Origin of the sequence: Enterobacter sp. JBIWA008, from assembly GCF_019968765.1 — a bacterium.
Lineage (GTDB): Bacteria > Pseudomonadota > Gammaproteobacteria > Enterobacterales > Enterobacteriaceae > Enterobacter.
The window spans coordinates 1,391,554-1,409,530 of the sequence record NZ_CP074149.1; the positions used below are offsets into that span (position 1 = coordinate 1,391,554).

General features: G+C 56.4%; 16 protein-coding genes. 14 read left to right on the top strand and 2 right to left on the bottom strand.

All coding sequences use genetic code 11. The features are described 5' to 3' along the window. Positions 1-133: 133 nt before the first annotated feature. From phrB to nei, 6 genes are read left to right on the top strand one after another with little or no spacing between them, the layout of a single operon-like run. Positions 134-1,546, top strand: a complete 1,413-nt coding sequence (gene phrB / locus KGP24_RS06785) for a deoxyribodipyrimidine photo-lyase (protein ID WP_223562783.1) — start codon at positions 134-136, stop codon at positions 1,544-1,546. A gap of 10 nt (positions 1,547-1,556) precedes the next feature. Continuing rightward, complete coding sequence (locus tag KGP24_RS06790; protein ID WP_223563460.1) at positions 1,557-2,300, top strand: type 2 GTP cyclohydrolase I; 744 nt, start codon at positions 1,557-1,559, stop codon at positions 2,298-2,300. 14 nt (positions 2,301-2,314) lie between these two features. Beyond that, entirely contained in the window at positions 2,315-2,971 is a 657-nt protein-coding gene (pxpB, locus tag KGP24_RS06795; RefSeq protein WP_223562784.1) for a 5-oxoprolinase subunit PxpB, read from the top strand. Next, on the top strand, positions 2,965-3,897 hold the full coding sequence (pxpC, locus tag KGP24_RS06800) for a 5-oxoprolinase subunit PxpC (RefSeq protein ID WP_223562785.1): 933 nt from the start codon (positions 2,965-2,967) through the stop codon (positions 3,895-3,897). The genes pxpB and pxpC overlap by 7 nt, the downstream gene beginning before the upstream one ends. Further along, entirely contained in the window at positions 3,884-4,624 is a 741-nt protein-coding gene (pxpA, locus tag KGP24_RS06805) for a 5-oxoprolinase subunit PxpA (RefSeq protein WP_223562786.1), read from the top strand. Before pxpC ends, pxpA begins: the two co-directional genes overlap by 14 nt. Before the next feature lie 18 nt (positions 4,625-4,642). Further along, entirely contained in the window at positions 4,643-5,434 is a 792-nt protein-coding gene (gene nei, locus KGP24_RS06810) for an endonuclease VIII (RefSeq protein WP_223562787.1), read from the top strand. A gap of 98 nt (positions 5,435-5,532) precedes the next feature. On the opposite strand, the gene KGP24_RS06815 is transcribed toward nei, so the two are convergent. Continuing rightward, on the bottom strand, positions 5,533-6,816 hold the full coding sequence (locus tag KGP24_RS06815; RefSeq protein WP_023310788.1) for a citrate synthase: 1,284 nt from the start codon (positions 6,814-6,816) through the stop codon (positions 5,533-5,535). Between the two features lie 639 nt (positions 6,817-7,455). On the opposite strand from KGP24_RS06815, the gene sdhC reads away from it, so the two are divergent. The 8 genes from sdhC (at position 7,456) to sucD (ending at position 17,094) form a co-directional block, all read left to right on the top strand. After that, the gene (gene sdhC, locus KGP24_RS06820; protein ID WP_182274148.1) at positions 7,456-7,860 is read left to right on the top strand and encodes a succinate dehydrogenase cytochrome b556 subunit; all 405 of its coding nucleotides are present in this window, start codon (positions 7,456-7,458) and stop codon (positions 7,858-7,860) included. Then, complete coding sequence (gene sdhD / locus KGP24_RS06825) at positions 7,854-8,201, top strand: succinate dehydrogenase membrane anchor subunit (protein ID WP_008501088.1); 348 nt, start codon at positions 7,854-7,856, stop codon at positions 8,199-8,201. The genes sdhC and sdhD overlap by 7 nt, the downstream gene beginning before the upstream one ends. Beyond that, complete coding sequence (gene sdhA, locus KGP24_RS06830) at positions 8,201-9,967, top strand: succinate dehydrogenase flavoprotein subunit (RefSeq protein WP_023310789.1); 1,767 nt, start codon at positions 8,201-8,203, stop codon at positions 9,965-9,967. Before sdhD ends, sdhA begins: the two co-directional genes overlap by 1 nt. A 15-nt stretch (positions 9,968-9,982) precedes the next feature. After that, positions 9,983-10,699 (top strand): succinate dehydrogenase iron-sulfur subunit SdhB, encoded by a 717-nt coding sequence (gene sdhB / locus KGP24_RS06835; protein WP_008501090.1) that lies wholly within the window; start codon positions 9,983-9,985, stop codon positions 10,697-10,699. Positions 10,700-10,932: 233 nt separating this feature from the next. Then, positions 10,933-13,740 carry a 2-oxoglutarate dehydrogenase E1 component gene (sucA, locus tag KGP24_RS06840; protein WP_023334931.1) on the top strand — a complete coding sequence of 936 codons (2,808 nt, stop codon included), beginning with the start codon at positions 10,933-10,935 and terminating at the stop codon, positions 13,738-13,740. 14 nt (positions 13,741-13,754) lie between these two features. Continuing rightward, positions 13,755-14,975 carry a 2-oxoglutarate dehydrogenase complex dihydrolipoyllysine-residue succinyltransferase gene (gene odhB, locus KGP24_RS06845; protein ID WP_223562788.1) on the top strand — a complete coding sequence of 407 codons (1,221 nt, stop codon included), beginning with the start codon at positions 13,755-13,757 and terminating at the stop codon, positions 14,973-14,975. 83 nt (positions 14,976-15,058) lie between these two features. After that, positions 15,059-16,225, top strand: a complete 1,167-nt coding sequence (gene sucC, locus KGP24_RS06850) for an ADP-forming succinate--CoA ligase subunit beta (protein WP_006809579.1) — start codon at positions 15,059-15,061, stop codon at positions 16,223-16,225. Further along, complete coding sequence (gene sucD, locus KGP24_RS06855; RefSeq protein ID WP_014169173.1) at positions 16,225-17,094, top strand: succinate--CoA ligase subunit alpha; 870 nt, start codon at positions 16,225-16,227, stop codon at positions 17,092-17,094. The genes sucC and sucD overlap by 1 nt, the downstream gene beginning before the upstream one ends. An 83-nt stretch (positions 17,095-17,177) precedes the next feature. On the opposite strand, the gene KGP24_RS06860 is transcribed toward sucD, so the two are convergent. Beyond that, positions 17,178-17,894, bottom strand: a complete 717-nt coding sequence (locus tag KGP24_RS06860) for a GntR family transcriptional regulator (protein ID WP_223562789.1) — start codon at positions 17,892-17,894, stop codon at positions 17,178-17,180. Between the last annotated feature and the right edge of the window lie 83 nt (positions 17,895-17,977).

Genomic DNA, 17,977 nt, shown 5'->3' on the forward strand with positions numbered 1-17,977 from the left:
GTAGCGTTAAGGCCGCCTCGGGCGGCCTTTTTTATTTCATCCCGTCTACACTTCATGGCAAAGTAGTTCAATGCATGCTTTTTCCTTTTACGGCATGCCCTTACGGACATAATGGATATTTGCCTGGAGTTTTATGCCCACCCATTTGATTTGGTTTCGCGCGGATCTGCGCGTACATGACAACATCGCCCTGGCGGCGGCCTGCCGCGCCAAAGACGCTAACGTACTGGCTCTGTTTGTGGCTACGCCCGAGCAGTGGCGGCAGCATGATATGGCGCCACGCCAGGCGGCCTTGCTGCATGCATATCTGACCGACCTGCAGCATTCGCTTGCCGGAAAAGGCATACCGCTGGTCTATAAAGAGGTAACTGATTTTGCCGCACAGCTGCAGACGGTGCAGGAGACCTGCAAGCAGCACAACGTCACGCATCTTTTCTACAACTATCAGTACGAATTCAACGAACAGCAGCGTGACCGCCAGCTGGAGAAGATGCTGGGGGATGTGGTCTGTGAAGGATTTGATGACAGCGTGATGCTGGCGCCGGGCAGCGTGATGACCGGCAACCGTGAGATGTATAAAGTTTTCACTCCGTTTAAAAATGCCTTTATCAAGCGTCTGAAAGAGGCGTTGCCGGAGTGCGTTGCCGCGCCTGCCGCGAGGGGCGAACCCCTGGAGGAGCTGCCTGAACTGACGTTTGACTACCCTCAGGAGCCGTTTGATAAAGCGCTGTTCCCCGTCGATGAAAAAGCGGCCATCGCCCAACTGCGCCAGTTCTGCAAGCAGGACGCGGCCAGCTACGACGCGCGGCGGGATTTTCCCGCCATCGAGGGCACCAGCCGCCTGTCGGCCTGTCTGGCGCTGGGCGCGATCTCACCGCGCCAGTGTTTACACCGCCTGCTGGCGGAGCAGCCGCAGGCGCTGGATGGGGGCACCGGTTCTGTCTGGCTGAATGAACTTATCTGGCGTGAGTTCTACCGCCATCTGATGACGTATCATCCCGATCTTTGTAAGCATCGTCCGTTCATTCCCTGGACCGACAACGTAAAATGGCAGCACGATGAGGCACTTTTACAGGCCTGGCAAAAAGGGGAGACGGGCTATCCGATTGTTGATGCCGCCATGCGTCAGCTCAATGAGACGGGGTGGATGCACAACCGCCTGCGGATGATTACCGCCAGCTTTCTGGTGAAGGATCTACTTATCGACTGGCGTATCGGAGAGCGCTATTTTATCTCTCAGCTGATCGATGGCGATCTTGCCGCGAATAACGGCGGCTGGCAGTGGGCGGCCTCTACAGGCACCGATGCGGCTCCCTATTTCCGGATTTTTAATCCGACCACTCAGGGGCAAAAATTTGATGCGGACGGCGAGTTTATCCGCCGCTGGGTTCCTGAACTTAAGGGTATACCTGCTAAAGCGATTCACGAACCGTGGGCATGGGCGGATAAACAGCGCGTAAAGCTGAATTATCCCCGTCCGATTGTCGACCATAAACAGGCGCGAGTCGCCACGCTGGCGGCGTACGAAGCGGCCCGCAAAGCATAAGAGAGTGATGATGAAAAACAGCGAACTGGAAAGCCTGATTAACGAAAAACTCAATTCCGCCTCCTTTAGCGACTACGGTCCAAATGGACTGCAGGTGGAAGGGCGCGAAACGGTGCAGAAAATTATCACTGGCGTCACGGCAAGCCAGGCGCTGCTGGACGAGGCTGTTCGTCAGGACGCCGACGCGGTGATTGTCCATCACGGTTACTTCTGGAAAAACGAATCGCCGATTATTCGCGGCATGAAGCGCAATCGCCTCAAAACGCTGCTGGCGAATGACATTAACCTTTACGGTTACCACCTGCCGTTGGACGCGCACCCGGAACTGGGGAATAACGTCCAGCTGGCGCAGCTGTTAGGGATTACGGTGATGGGGGAAATCGAGCCGCTGGTGCCGTGGGGCGAGCTGTCGATGCCGGTGCCGGGCCTGGAGCTGGCTTCCTGGATCGAAGCGCGCCTGGGGCGTCGCCCGCTGTGGAGCGGTGATACCGGGCCGGATACGGTGAGGCGTGTCGCATGGTGTACCGGCGGCGGTCAGGGCTTTATCGACAGCGCCGCGCGTTTCGGCGTCGATGCTTTTATCACCGGCGAAGTTTCCGAGCAGACCATTCATTCGGCACGTGAACAGGGGCTGCATTTTTACGCGGCTGGCCATCACGCCACCGAGCGCGGCGGCATTCGTGCCCTCAGCGAGTGGCTGACGGAAAATACCGATCTGGATGTGACCTTTATAGATATTCCTAACCCGGCCTGATGAGAGGTGCCTGAGTGCAGCGAGCGCGTTGTTATCTTCTGGGTGAAACCGCAGTGGTTCTGGAACTTGAACCGCCGGTGACGCTTGCCACGCAAAAGCGTATCTGGCGGCTAACTCAGCGTCTGGTTGACATCCCGGAAGTGGTGGAAACTATTCCTGGCATGAATAATATTACCGTCGTGCTGCGCAACCCGCAGACGAAGGCGCTGGATGCTATTGAACGTCTTCAGCGCTGGTGGGAAGAGAGCGAAGCGCTGGAGCCGGAATCGAGAATGATTGAAATCCCGGTCGTTTATGGCGGCACGGGTGGGCCGGATCTTGGCGTGGTGGCAGATCACTGCGGATTAACAGAAAAGCAGGTTGTTGAGCTGCACAGCTCGGTTGACTACGTGGTCTGGTTCCTGGGGTTTCAGCCCGGATTCCCGTATCTGGGGGGATTATCTCCCCGGCTGCATACGCCGCGCCGCGCTGAACCGCGCCTGAGCGTGCCGGCGGGGACGGTGGCTATCGGCGGCGAGCAGACCGGCGTTTATCCGCTGACATCGCCTGGCGGCTGGCAGCTTATTGGGCATACCGCTACACCGTTATTTGAACCCGGACTGGAGACGCCAATACTCCTGCGTCCCGGGGATACCCTTCGCTTTATCCCGCAGAAGGAGGGGGTATGTTAACGCTTATTCGCGCCGGGCTTTACACCTCCGTACAGGATGCCGGCCGCTTTGGTCTGCGCCAGTCTGGCGTGAGCTACTGTGGTGCGCTTGATCGTCCTTCGCTGGAGATTGCCAACCTGCTTGTGGGCAACTCCGGCAGCACGGCGGCGCTCGAAATTACGCTGGGTCAGTGTGTGATTGAGTTTGGTCAGGAAACCTGGTTTGCCTTAACCGGCGCAGGGTGTGATGCAACGCTGGACGGCAAAGCGGTGTGGACCGGCTGGCGGCTGCGGGCGAAAGCCGGGCAACGCCTGACGCTCAAACGTCCGCTGCACGGCGTGCGTAGCTATCTTGCAGTGGCGGGGGGCATTGACGTGCCGGAGGTTCTGGGCTCATCCAGTACCGATCAAAAAGCCGGGATCGGCGGTCACGAAGGACGTCTGCTGCGCGACGGCGATCGGCTGGCAATCAAACCCTCCGCGCGCCATTTCTCGACCACGCAGGGCGTAAAACAGCTGCTGTGGGGAAACCAGATCCGCGCCTTACCGGGGCCGGAATATCATGAGTTTGACGAGGCTTCAAAAGAGTCCTTCTGGCGCGCGCCGTGGAAGATCAGCCCGCAGAGTAACCGGATGGGCTACCGCCTGCAGGGTCAGCCGCTGACCCGCACAACAGACCGGGAACTGCTCTCCCACGGTTTATTGCCGGGGGTTATTCAGGTCCCGGGCAACGGTCAACCTATTGTGCTGATGAACGACGCGCAGACGACGGGCGGCTATCCGCGAATTGCCTGCATTATTGAAGCCGATCGCTACCATCTTGCGCAAATTCCTCTTGGACAGCCGATTCACTTCGTGCAGTGTTCGCTGGAGGAGGCGCTGAAGGCGCGGCAGGATCAGCAGCGTTATCTCGAACAGCTGGCGTGGAGGCTTGATGGTAAAGATTGATTTAAATGCCGATCTGGGGGAGGGGAGCCGCGCCGACGCAGAGCTGATGACGCTGGTCTCTTCGGTCAACATTGCCTGCGGCTTTCACGCGGGTGATGCGCAAACCATGCTGAAGAGCGTGCGCAATGCCATCAAAAACGGCGTGGCGATAGGCGCTCACCCGAGCTTTCCCGACCGGGAGAACTTTGGCCGTACGGCGATGGACCTGCCGCCCGAGACGGTCTACGCTCAGATGCTTTACCAGATTGGCGCGCTGGAGGCGATAGTGCGCGCTGAGAAGGGCGTACTGCGCCACGTAAAGCCGCACGGCATGCTTTACAATCAGGCGGCGAAAGATCCTGCTCTGGCGGACGCCATTGCCCGCGCGGTGCGGGACTGTCACTCTCAGCTGATTCTGGTGGGCCTGGCGGGCAGCGAGCTGATCCGCGCCGGGGAGCGTCTGGGGTTAACCACCCGCCAGGAAGTGTTTGCCGACCGGGGATACCAGCCGGACGGCAGCCTGGTGCCGCGAACGCAGGCCGGGGCGCTGATCACCGATGAAGGCAAAGCGCTGGCGCAGACGCTGGAGATGGTGCGCGTCGGGCGTGTCACCGCTGTGGATGGCACATCGGCAAACGTTCAGGCCGATACGGTATGCTTACATGGCGATGGCGAGCATGCGCTCCAGTTCGCGCGCCGCCTGCGGGCGGCGTTCTCTGATGAGGGCATTCTTGTCAGCGCTGATTAATCATGAAAGGACAGAAAAATGCCTGAAGGCCCGGAGATCCGCCGCGCGGCGGATAGCCTCGAGGCGGCGATAAAGGGCAAACCCCTGACTGAGGTCTGGTTTGCTTTTCCTCAACTGAAACCGTTTGAATCACAGCTGGTGGGGCAGTCGGTAACGCATATTGAAACGCGCGGCAAAGCGCTGCTCACGCATTTTTCCCATAACCTGACGTTATATAGCCATAACCAGCTTTACGGAGTCTGGCGCGTGGTGGAGGCGGGTGAACAGCCGCAAACGACCCGCGTGCTGCGCGTCAGGCTGCAAACGGCGGATAAAGCGATCCTGCTTTATAGCGCGTCGGATATCGAAATGTTAACGCCGGAGCAGCTGCTGACGCATCCGTTCCTGCAGCGAGTCGGGCCAGACGTGCTGGACATGCGCCTGACGGCCAGCGACGTGAAGGCCCGTCTGTTATCACCCAAATTCCGCAACCGGCAGTTTTCCGGCCTGTTCCTCGACCAGGCCTTTCTGGCCGGGCTGGGTAACTACCTGCGGGTAGAGATCCTCTGGGAAGCCGGGCTGGCACCGCAGCACAAGGCCTCGCAGCTGAGCGATGAACGGCTGGACGCGCTGTCCCACGCACTGCTGGATATTCCGCGGCTGTCGTACAACACGCGCGGCGTCGTAGATGAAAACAAGCATCACGGGGCGCTGTTCCGCTTTAAGGTGTTTCATCGGGCGGGGAAAAAGTGCGAACGGTGCGGCGGGATTATCGACAGGATGATGCTTTCTTCCAGACCCTTTTACTGGTGCCCGCACTGCCAGAAATAAAAGTAAAACGGTAACCCTTGGGTTACCGTTTTTAATGTTTTCACCCTCTCATGTGGGAGAGGGCCGGGGTGAGGGCATCAGGCCGCACCCAACGTCTTTTAGCGCTTCAGATCGGACTTAAAATCACGCTGCTCGTACCCGGTGTAAAGCTGACGAGGACGGGCGATTTTCATGCCTTCGCTGTGCATTTCGTTCCAGTGCGCAATCCAGCCTACGGTACGGGCCATCGCGAAGATCACGGTGAACATGGAAGACGGAATGCCCATTGCTTTCAGAATAATGCCAGAGTAGAAATCGACGTTCGGATAGAGTTTCTTCTCGATGAAGTACGGGTCGTTCAGCGCGATGTGTTCCAGCTCCATCGCCACTTCCAGCAGGTCATCTTTGGTACCCAGCTCTTTCAGCACTTCGTGGCAGGTTTCACGCATCACGGTGGCGCGCGGGTCGTAGTTTTTGTAAACACGGTGACCGAAGCCCATCAGGCGGAAGGAGTCATTCTTGTCTTTCGCGCGACGCACGAACTCAGGAATGTGTTCAACGGTGCTGATCTCTTCCAGCATCTTCAGCGCCGCTTCGTTCGCGCCGCCGTGCGCCGGTCCCCACAGGGAGGCGATGCCCGCAGCGATACAGGCGAACGGGTTCGCGCCTGAAGAGCCCGCAGTACGGACGGTAGAAGTAGAGGCGTTCTGTTCGTGGTCAGCGTGCAGGATCAGAATACGGTCCATCGCGCGTTCCAGCACCGGGTTCACTTCGTACTCTTCGCACGGCGTGGAGAACATCATGCGCAGGAAGTTACCGGCGTAGGAGAGGTCGTTGCGTGGATACACAAACGGCTGGCCGATGGAGTATTTGTAACACATCGCCGCCATGGTAGGCATTTTGGACAGCAGGCGGAACGCCGCGATATCACGGTGACGCGGGTTATTCACGTCAAGGGAGTCGTGGTAGAACGCCGCCAGCGCACCGGTAATCCCGCACATCACCGCCATCGGGTGAGAGTCACGACGGAACGCATGGAACAGACGGGTAATCTGCTCATGGATCATGGTGTGACGGGTCACGGTGGTTTTGAATTCATCGTACTGTGCCTGCGTCGGTTTTTCGCCGTTCAGCAGGATGTAGCACACTTCCAGATAGTTGGATTCGGTGGCTAACTGATCGATGGGGAAGCCGCGATGGAGCAGGATACCTTCGTCACCGTCAATATAGGTGATTTTGGATTCGCAAGATGCGGTAGAGGTAAATCCAGGGTCAAAGGTGAATACACCTTTAGAGCCCAGCGTACGGATATCAATAACATCCTGACCGAGCGTGCCTTTTAGCACATCCAGTTCAATAGCAGTGTCACCATTTAGGGTGAGCGTTGCCTTTGTATCAGCCATTTACGGTCTCCTTAGCGCCTTATGCTTAAGACTGCGCTTTACCGGATTTGCTTTCAGCTGTTAATCACCGTTACCAGATTGTTATTTGGCTTACCGCTCAGCTCACGAGGACAAACCAGGGTACAGAGCTATGGCGCCTTGCAGGTAAACGAATGAAATATCAGTGAAACAACAGCAAATCAGCGTTTTTGCAGTCCGAATTATTCAAACCTGTATATCACTAATAACTGTCCTGATAACTTCGGTCAATACCATCACACTGTTACATAACTATTTGTCAGGTGAAAGAGAGACCTCATAACTTTTGCGCATTATATGCCTTTTCTGATGACGTTTGTAACAATATTGTTTAACATTTGTCAAATCAGATGATTAAAAATTAAAAAGATGTTGTTATCGTGACCCTGATCACTGTTCCAGAGAAAACCCGACAAACTGTATGTAGGTTAATTGTAATGATTTTGTGAACGGCCTATACTGCCGCCAGGTCTCCGGAACACCCTGCAATCCCGAGCCACCCAGCGTTGTAACGTGTCGTTTAAGCATCTGGAAGCAGTGTTTTGCATGACGCGCAGTTATAGAAAAGGAACGCTGCTTGACCCGCATCGCAGTCCGGAGGAAGGAAACAATAAGAACAGCATGTGGGCGTTATTCATGATAAGAAATGTGAAAAAACAAAGACCTGTCAATCTGGATCTGAAAACGATCCGGTTCCCTGTAACAGCAATAGCGTCCATTCTGCACCGTGTTTCTGGTGTGATTACGTTTGTGGCGGTCGGTATTTTACTGTGGTTACTGGGCACCAGCCTCTCTTCCCCTGAAGGATTCCTCCAGGCCTCTGCCATCATGAACAGCTTCTTCGTGAAATTCATCATGTGGGGCATTCTGACCGCGCTGGCGTACCACGTCGTTGTGGGTGTTCGCCATATGCTGATGGACTTTGGCTACCTGGAAGAGACTTTCGAAGCCGGGAAACGCTCCGCTAACATTTCATTTGTGGTTACTGTCGTGCTTTCACTTCTCGCAGGAGTTCTCGTATGGTAAGCAACGCCTCCGCATTAGGACGCAACGGCGTACATGACTTCATTCTGGTCCGTGCTACCGCCATCGTTCTCACTCTTTACATCATCTATATGATCGGTTTCTTCGCGACCAGCGGCACGCTGACGTGGGAAATCTGGAGTGGGTTCTTCGGATCCGCCTTCACCAAAGTGTTCACACTGCTGGCCCTGTTCTCCATCCTTATTCATGCCTGGATTGGCATGTGGCAGGTGTTGACCGATTACGTTAAACCGCTGGCGATTCGCCTCCCACTGCAGCTGGCCATTGTTGTTGCACTGGTGGTTTACGTTATTTATGGATTCGTTGTGGTGTGGGGTGTGTAATGAAACTGCCAGTCAGAGAATTTGATGCTGTTGTAATTGGTGCCGGTGGCGCGGGTATGCGTGCCGCACTGCAAATTTCCCAGAGCGGCCAGACCTGTGCGCTGCTCTCTAAAGTGTTCCCGACCCGTTCCCACACTGTGTCTGCGCAGGGCGGTATTACCGTTGCGCTGGGTAACTCCCATGAAGACAACTGGGAATGGCACATGTATGACACGGTAAAAGGTTCCGACTACATCGGCGACCAGGATGCCATCGAATATATGTGTAAAACCGGCCCGGAAGCGATTCTGGAGCTGGACCACATGGGGCTGCCGTTCTCCCGCCTGGAAAATGGCACCATCTATCAGCGTCCGTTTGGCGGCCAGTCGAAAAACTTCGGCGGCGAACAGGCGGCACGCACCGCGGCGGCGGCTGACCGTACCGGCCACGCACTGCTGCACACTCTGTATCAGCAGAACCTGAAAAACCACACCACCATCTTCTCCGAGTGGTACGCGCTGGATCTGGTGAAAAACGCCGATGGCGCAATCGTCGGCTGTACCGCGCTGTGCATCGAAACCGGTGAAGTGGTTTACTTTAAAGCGCGCGCTACCGTGCTGGCTACCGGCGGTGCAGGCCGTATCTATCAGTCCACCACCAACGCCCACATCAACACCGGTGACGGTGTCGGCATGGCTATCCGCGCGGGCGTGCCGGTGCAGGATATGGAAATGTGGCAGTTCCACCCAACCGGTATCGCCGGTGCGGGCGTTCTGGTGACGGAAGGCTGTCGTGGTGAAGGTGGGTATCTGCTGAACAAACACGGCGAGCGCTTCATGGAGCGTTATGCCCCGAATGCGAAAGACCTGGCGGGTCGTGACGTGGTGGCGCGTTCCATCATGATCGAAATCCGTGAAGGCCGCGGCTGTGACGGCCCATGGGGCCCACACGCGAAGCTGAAGCTCGACCATCTGGGTAAAGAAGTACTGGAATCCCGTCTGCCGGGCATCCTGGAACTGTCCCGCACCTTCGCACACGTCGACCCGGTGAAAGAGCCAATTCCGGTAATCCCAACCTGCCACTACATGATGGGCGGTATTCCGACCAAAGTGACCGGTCAGGCGCTGACCGTGAACGAGCAGGGCGAAGACGTCGTTATTCCTGGCCTGTTTGCGGTAGGCGAAATTGCCTGCGTATCCGTACACGGTGCAAACCGTCTGGGCGGCAACTCCCTGCTGGACCTGGTGGTGTTTGGTCGAGCGGTGGGTCTGCATCTGCAGGAATCTATTGCCGAGCAGGGCGCGCTGCGTGACGCAACCGACGACGAAATTGATGCCTCTCTTGAGCGCCTCAACCGCTGGAACGGCAACCGTAACGGCGAAGATCCGGTGGAAATTCGCAAAGCGCTGCAGGAATGCATGCAGCACAACTTCTCGGTATTCCGCGAAGGTGACGCGATGGCCAAAGGTCTTGAGCAGCTGAAAGCGATCCGCGAGCGTCTGAAAAATGCCCGTCTGGACGACACTTCCAGCGAGTTCAACACCCAGCGCGTTGAGTGTCTGGAGCTGGATAACCTGATGGAAACCGCGTTCGCGACCGCGATGTCGGCAAACTTCCGTACCGAAAGCCGTGGCGCGCATAGCCGCTTCGACTTCCCGGATCGTGATGACGAAAACTGGCTGTGCCATTCCCTGTATCTGCCAGAGTCGGAATCCATGACGCGTCGTAGCGTCAATATGGAACCGAAACTGCGTCCGGCGTTCCCGCCGAAGATTCGTACTTACTAATGCGGAGACAGGATAATGAAACTCGAATTCTCAGTTTATCGTTATAACCCGGATGTTGATGACGCTCCGCGTATGCAGGACTACACCCTGGAAGCGGAAGAAGGTCGCGACATGATGCTGCTGGATGCCTTAATCCAGCTGAAAGAAAAAGATCCTACGCTGTCGTTCCGCCGCTCCTGCCGTGAAGGGGTTTGTGGCTCTGACGGTGTGAACATGAACGGCAAAAATGGCCTGGCCTGCATCACGCCAATTTCAGCGCTGCAGCGTCCTGGTCAGAAAATTGTTATCCGTCCTCTGCCAGGCCTGCCGGTCGTGCGTGATTTGGTGGTAGACATGGGGCAATTCTATGCACAATATGAGAAGATTAAGCCTTACTTATTGAATAATGGGCAAAATCCACCCGCTCGCGAGCACTTACAGTCTCCTGAGCAGCGTGAAAAACTCGACGGATTGTACGAGTGTATTCTCTGCGCATGTTGTTCAACGTCCTGCCCGTCGTTCTGGTGGAACCCGGACAAGTTTATCGGCCCGGCCGGTCTGCTGGCTGCCTATCGTTTCCTGATCGATAGCCGCGACACCGAAACCGACAGCCGTCTGGAAGGGCTGAGTGACGCTTTCAGCGTATTCCGCTGCCATAGCATCATGAACTGCGTCAGTGTGTGTCCGAAGGGGCTGAACCCGACGCGCGCCATCGGCCATATTAAGTCGATGCTGCTGCAGCGCAGTGCGTAAGTAGTGAGAGGGGAGCATTGTTCCCCTCACCCTAACCCTCTCCCACAGGGAGAGGGAACAGATTGCAGAAACCTTTAAAAACTGCCCTGTACTACCCTGAAGTCCAGACAGTTTCTAAAGGTTCCTTCGCGGGCCAAAGTAAAAGAGCTCGCAGGTGAACCCCGGCACGTACACGTGGTGTGCGTGGTAGTTTCTACGGCGAAAGTAAGCATAAAAATGCTTAAGGGATCACGATGCAGAACGGCGCAATGAAAGCCTGGCTGGACTCTTCTTTCCTTTCTGGTGCGAACCAGAGCTGGATTGAACAGCTCTATGAAGACTTCTTAACCGATCCTGACTCAGTGGACGCAAACTGGCGTTCCATGTTCCAGCAGTTGCCTGGCACAGGGGTCAAACCGGATCAATTCCATTCCAAAACACGTGATTATTTCCGTCGTCTGGCGAAGGATGCCTCACGTTACTCTTCTGCGATTTCCGACCCTGACACCAATGCGAAGCAGGTTAAAGTCCTGCAGCTTATCAACGCTTATCGCTTCCGCGGTCACCAGCATGCGAATCTCGATCCGCTGGGACTGTGGAAACAAGACCGTGTGGCCGATCTCGATCCGGCGTATCACGATCTGACCGAGGCCGATTTCCAGGAAAGCTTTAACGTAGGTTCCTTTGCCATCGGCAAAGACACGATGAAGCTGGGCGATCTGATTGACGCGCTCAAGCAAACCTACTGCGGCTCCATCGGCGCGGAATACATGCACATTACCTCTACCGAGGAGAAACGCTGGATCCAACAGCGTATCGAATCCGTAGCGGGCCACGCGACCTTCTCGGCAGACGAGAAAAAACGCTTCCTGAACGAACTGACCGCAGCGGAAGGGCTTGAGCGCTATCTGGGCGCGAAATTCCCGGGCGCAAAACGCTTCTCGCTGGAAGGCGGCGATGCGCTGGTGCCGATGCTGAAAGAGCTGATTCGTCACGCAGGCAAAAGCGGCACCCGTGAAGTTGTGCTGGGCATGGCGCACCGTGGTCGTCTGAACGTGCTGGTCAACGTGCTGGGTAAAAAACCGCAGGACCTGTTTGACGAGTTCGCGGGCAAACATAAAGAACACCTCGGCACCGGCGACGTGAAGTACCACATGGGCTTCTCGTCGGATATCGAAACCGAAGGCGGTCTGGTTCACCTGGCGCTGGCGTTTAACCCGTCACACCTGGAAATCGTCAGCCCGGTGGTTATCGGTTCCGTGCGTGCGCGTCTGGATCGTCTGGACGAGCCGAGCAGCAATAAAGTACTGCCAATTACCATCCATGGTGATGCGGCGGTAACAGGGCAGGGCGTGGTTCAGGAAACCCTGAACATGTCGAAAGCGCGTGGTTATGAAGTGGGCGGTACCGTTCGCATCGTGATCAACAACCAGGTGGGCTTCACCACCTCTAACCCGCTCGATGCGCGTTCTACCCCGTACTGCACCGACATCGGTAAGATGGTACAGGCACCAATCTTCCACGTTAACGCGGATGACCCGGAAGCCGTTGCTTTCGTTACCCGCCTGGCGCTGGATTTCCGTAATACCTTTAAACGCGATGTGTTCATTGACCTCTTCTGCTACCGCCGTCACGGCCACAACGAAGCGGATGAGCCAAGTGCAACCCAGCCGTTGATGTATCAGAAAATCAAAAAACACCCGACCCCGCGCAAAATCTATGCTGACAAGCTGGAGAGCGACAAAGTGACGACGCTGGAAGATGCGACCGAAATGGTCAACCTCTACCGCGACGCGCTGGATGCGGGTGAATGCGTGGTCAAAGAGCTGCGCCCGATGAACATGCACTCCTTTACCTGGTCGCCGTACCTCAACCACGAGTGGGATGAGAGCTACCCGAACAAGGTTGAGATGAAGCGCCTGCAGGAGCTGGCTAAACGCATCAGCACCGTACCGGACGCTATCGAGATGCAGTCTCGCGTGGCGAAAATTTACGCTGACCGTCAGTCCATGGCGGCAGGCGAGAAGCTGTTCGACTGGGGCGGCGCGGAAACGCTGGCTTACGCAACGCTGGTTGACGAAGGCATTCCTGTTCGTCTGTCCGGTGAAGACGCGGGCCGTGGGACCTTCTTCCACCGTCACGCGGTTGTTCACAACCAGTCCAACGGTTCAACCTACACCCCGCTGCAGCACGTGCACAACGGTCAGGGCCAGTTCAAGGTCTGGGACTCCGTGCTGTCTGAAGAAGCGGTTCTGGCCTTCGAATACGGTTACGCCACCGCTGAACCACGCACCCTGACCATCTGGGAAGCGCAGTTCGGTGACTTCGCCAACGGCGCGCAGGTGGTTATCGACCAGTTCATCTCCTCCGGCGAGCAGAAGTGGGGCCGTATGTGCGGCCTTGTGATGCTGCTGCCGCACGGTTATGAAGGCCAGGGTCCGGAGCACTCCTCCGCGCGTCTGGAGCGTTATCTGCAGCTCTGCGCCGAGCAGAACATGCAGGTCTGCGTACCGTCCACCCCGGCTCAGGTCTACCACATGCTGCGTCGTCAGGCGCTGCGCGGTATGCGCCGTCCGCTGGTGGTGATGTCGCCGAAATCCCTGCTGCGTCACCCGCTGGCGGTGTCGAGCCTGGAAGAACTGGCGAACGGAACCTTCCTGCCAGCCATCGGTGAAATTGACGAGCTGGATCCGCAGGGCGTGAAGCGCGTGGTGATGTGTTCTGGTAAGGTTTATTACGACCTGCTGGAACAGCGCCGCAAGAACGATCAGAAAGATGTCGCCATCGTGCGTATCGAACAGCTTTATCCGTTCCCGCATCAGGCGATGCAGGAAGTGCTGAAACAATATGCTCACGTACATGATTTTGTCTGGTGCCAGGAAGAGCCGCTCAACCAGGGCGCATGGTACTGCAGCCAGCATCATTTCCGTGAAGTGATTCCATTTGGGTCAGCCCTGCGTTATGCAGGTCGCCCGGCCTCCGCCTCTCCGGCGGTAGGGTATATGTCCGTTCACCAGAAGCAGCAACAAGATCTGGTCAATGACGCGCTGAACGTCGATTAATTAAAGGATACAAAATGAGTAGCGTAGATATTCTTGTTCCCGACCTGCCTGAATCTGTAGCAGATGCGACCGTCGCTACCTGGCACAAAAAACCAGGCGATGCCGTTAAGCGCGATGAAGTGCTGGTAGAAATCGAAACTGACAAAGTGGTACTGGAAGTACCGGCTTCGGCGGATGGCGTTCTGGACGCGGTGCTGGAAGATGAAGGCACCACCGTCACCTCTCGTCAGATCCTGGGTCGCCTGCGTGAAGGCAACAGCGCGGGCAAAGAGTCCAGCGCAAAATCTGAAGAGAAAGCTTCTACGCCGGCTCAGCGCCAGCAGGCGTCTCTGGAAGAACTGTCTAACGACGCCCTCAGCCCGGCGATCCGTCGCCTGCTGGCTGAACACAGCCTTGACCCGGCAGCTATCAAAGGCACCGGTGTGGGCGGTCGTCTGACCCGTGAAGACATCGACAAACACCTGGCGAAAGCGCCTGCTCAGGCAGAAGCGAAAGCCCCTGCGGCATCACCAGCAGCACAGCCTGCTCTGGGGGCCCGCAGCGAAAAACGCGTGCCAATGACTCGCCTGCGCAAGCGCGTGGCCGAGCGTCTGCTGGAAGCGAAAAACTCCACCGCGATGCTGACCACCTTCAACGAAGTGAACATGAAGCCAATCATGGACCTGCGTAAGCAGTACGGTGACGCGTTTGAAAAACGTCACGGTATCCGTCTCGGCTTTATGTCCTTCTACGTGAAGGCGGTAGTTGAAGCGCTGAAACGCTACCCGGAAGTGAACGCGTCTATCGATGGCGATGACGTGGTTTACCACAACTATTTCGACGTCAGCATGGCGGTTTCTACCCCACGCGGCCTGGTAACGCCGGTTCTGCGCGATGTGGATACCCTGGGTATGGCTGACATCGAGAAAAACATTAAAGAGCTGGCTGTTAAAGGCCGCGACGGCAAGCTGACCGTAGACGACCTGACCGGCGGTAACTTCACCATTACCAACGGCGGCGTGTTCGGCTCGCTGATGTCTACCCCGATCATTAACCCGCCGCAGAGCGCGATCCTGGGTATGCATGCCATTAAAGATCGCCCTATGGCGGTAGACGGTAAAGTTGAGATCCTGCCAATGATGTACCTGGCGCTCTCTTACGATCACCGCCTGATCGACGGTCGCGAGTCCGTGGGCTTCCTGGTAGCGATTAAAGAGCTGCTGGAAGATCCAACGCGCCTGCTGCTGGACGTCTAGTTTTGTAGTCTTGCCCGGCGGCGTATGGCTGCCGGGCCAATAAAAGCACGACCTAACGATTACCTGAAGGATGGATAGAACACATGAACTTACATGAATATCAGGCCAAACAGCTGTTTGCCCGGTATGGCTTACCGGCTCCGGTGGGTTATGCCTGTACTACCCCGCGTGAAGCAGAAGAAGCCGCATCTAAAATCGGTTCCGGCCCTTGGGTAGTTAAGTGTCAGGTTCACGCTGGTGGCCGTGGTAAAGCGGGCGGTGTGAAGGTTGTTAAGAGCAAAGAAGAGATTCGTGCGTTTGCTGAACATTGGCTCGGCAAGCGTCTGGTAACGTACCAGACAGATGCGAACGGCCAGCCGGTTAACCAGATCCTGGTTGAAGCGGCGACCGACATCGCGAAAGAGCTGTACCTGGGCGCGGTTGTTGACCGTAGCTCCCGTCGCGTGGTGTTCATGGCGTCTACCGAAGGCGGCGTGGAAATCGAAAAAGTGGCGGAAGAAACCCCGCACCTGATCCACAAAGTGGCTATCGATCCGCTGGCAGGCCCAATGCCATACCAGGGTCGCGAGCTGGCGTTCAAGCTGGGCCTGGAAGGCAAGCTGGTTCAGCAGTTCACCAAGATCTTCATGGGTCTGGCCACTATCTTCCTGGAGCGCGACCTGGCGCTGATCGAGATCAACCCGCTGGTGATCACCACTCAGGGCGACCTGATCTGCCTCGACGGCAAGCTGGGCGCTGACGGCAACGCGCTGTTCCGCCAGCCGGATCTGCGCGAAATGCGCGACCAGTCTCAGGAAGATCCGCGTGAAGCACAGGCTGCACAGTGGGAGCTGAACTACGTGGCGCTGGACGGCAACATCGGCTGCATGGTTAACGGTGCGGGCCTGGCAATGGGCACCATGGACATCGTTAAGCTGCACGGCGGTGAGCCAGCAAACTTCCTCGACGTAGGCGGTGGCGCAACCAAAGAGCGCGTAACCGAAGCGTTCAAAATCATTCTCTCTGACGACAACGTGAAGGCCGTTCTGGTTAACATCTTCGGCGGCATCGTTCGTTGCGACCTGATCGCCGACGGTATCATCGGTGCGGTAGAAGAAGTGGGCGTGAACGTTCCGGTGGTTGTCCGTCTGGAAGGTAACAACGCTGAACTCGGCGCGAAAAAACTGGCTGACAGCGGCCTGAATATTATTGCAGCGAAAAGTCTGACGGATGCAGCTCAGCAGGTTGTTGCCGCAGTGGAGGGGAAATAATGTCAGTTTTAATTAATAAAGATACCAAGGTTATCTGCCAGGGCTTCACCGGTAGCCAGGGGACTTTCCACTCCGAACAGGCGATTGCCTATGGCACGCAGATGGTTGGCGGCGTTACACCAGGCAAAGGCGGCACCACCCACCTGGGCCTGCCGGTGTTCAACACCGTGCGTGAAGCCGTAGAAGCGACGGGCGCCACCGCGACCGTGATCTACGTTCCGGCTCCGTTCTGCAAAGACTCTATTCTGGAAGCGATCGACGCAGGCATCAAGCTGATCATCACCATCACCGAAGGCATCCCGACCCTGGATATGCTGACCGTGAAGGTGAAGCTGGATGAAGCAGGCGTGCGCATGATCGGCCCGAACTGCCCAGGCGTTATCACCCCGGGCGAATGCAAAATCGGCATTATGCCGGGCCACATTCACAAGCCGGGTAAAGTGGGCATCGTGTCCCGTTCCGGTACCCTGACTTATGAAGCCGTTAAGCAGACCACCGACTACGGTTTCGGCCAGTCCACCTGTGTGGGCATCGGCGGTGACCCGATCCCGGGCTCTAACTTCATCGACATCCTGAAGATGTTCCAGGAAGATCCACAGACTGAAGCGATCGTGATGATCGGTGAGATCGGTGGTAGCGCGGAAGAAGAAGCGGCTGCTTACATCAAAGAACACGTGACCAAGCCGGTTGTGGGTTATATCGCGGGTGTGACCGCGCCGAAAGGCAAGCGTATGGGTCACGCAGGCGCGATCATCGCCGGTGGTAAAGGTACGGCTGATGAGAAATTCGCAGCGCTGGAAGCCGCAGGCGTGAAGACCGTTCGCAGCCTGGCGGATATCGGCGAAGCACTGAAATCCATCATTAAGTAAGTCCTCTCTGCTCCCCGGAAGGGGGGCGTTGCAGTATAAAAATGTCCGTTTCGACATGGTTGGCCGCTGTAAAGCGGCCTTTTTTATTGCCTGCGTTTGGCGACGAGAGTGAACTTGTAATCATCGGTATTGAACACGTTGCGGCTGTATTCAAATACCCGTCCGTCCTTCAGAAACCCGCGGGAGACTTTTTCCAGGATCGGCTTTGCTGGATCGAGCCCCAAAGCGGCGATCGCCTCCTCTGACGGCATGATCGGCACCAGCTCCTGCTCGCTGCGATCGATAACCAGCTTTTTGATCTGCTCAACGTAGTGGTATTTCGAATTCTCCATCACTTCCCAGGTGAGATCGGGGAACATCGCCAGCGGCATCCACGTTTCTTCCAGATTCACCGGTTTTTGTTTGATAAAGCGGACTCGTTTGACGTGCCAGACTTTATCGTCCGGGTTGATCGCCAGCCTTGCTGCGAGCCTCTCATCGGCTTTCACCACTTCGAAGACGCTGACGTCGCTGTGCGTTTCGACGTTTCGGTCCGCCAGCTTTTCGTAAAAACCAGTGAGCTGGTAAATGTCGTAGTTAACGCGCTCTTCTTTTACGTAGGTGCCGCTGCCCTGAATGCTCTCGACGATCTGCTCTTCCGTAAGTAGCTTCAGCGCCTGTCTCACCGTTACACGGCTGACGTTGAACGCCTCCTGAAGGCTGGATTCCGTCGGTAGCGCATCGCCGGGTTTTAACTCACCCGCATTGATTTTCTCGCGAAGCGCATCGGCTATCTGCCGGTACATCGGTTTGTTACCCATAGAATCTGCCTTTCTAATACATTTTCACTGAATTATGCCTTCAGCATAAAATTTGTAAATAATACAATTTAAATACAAATTTG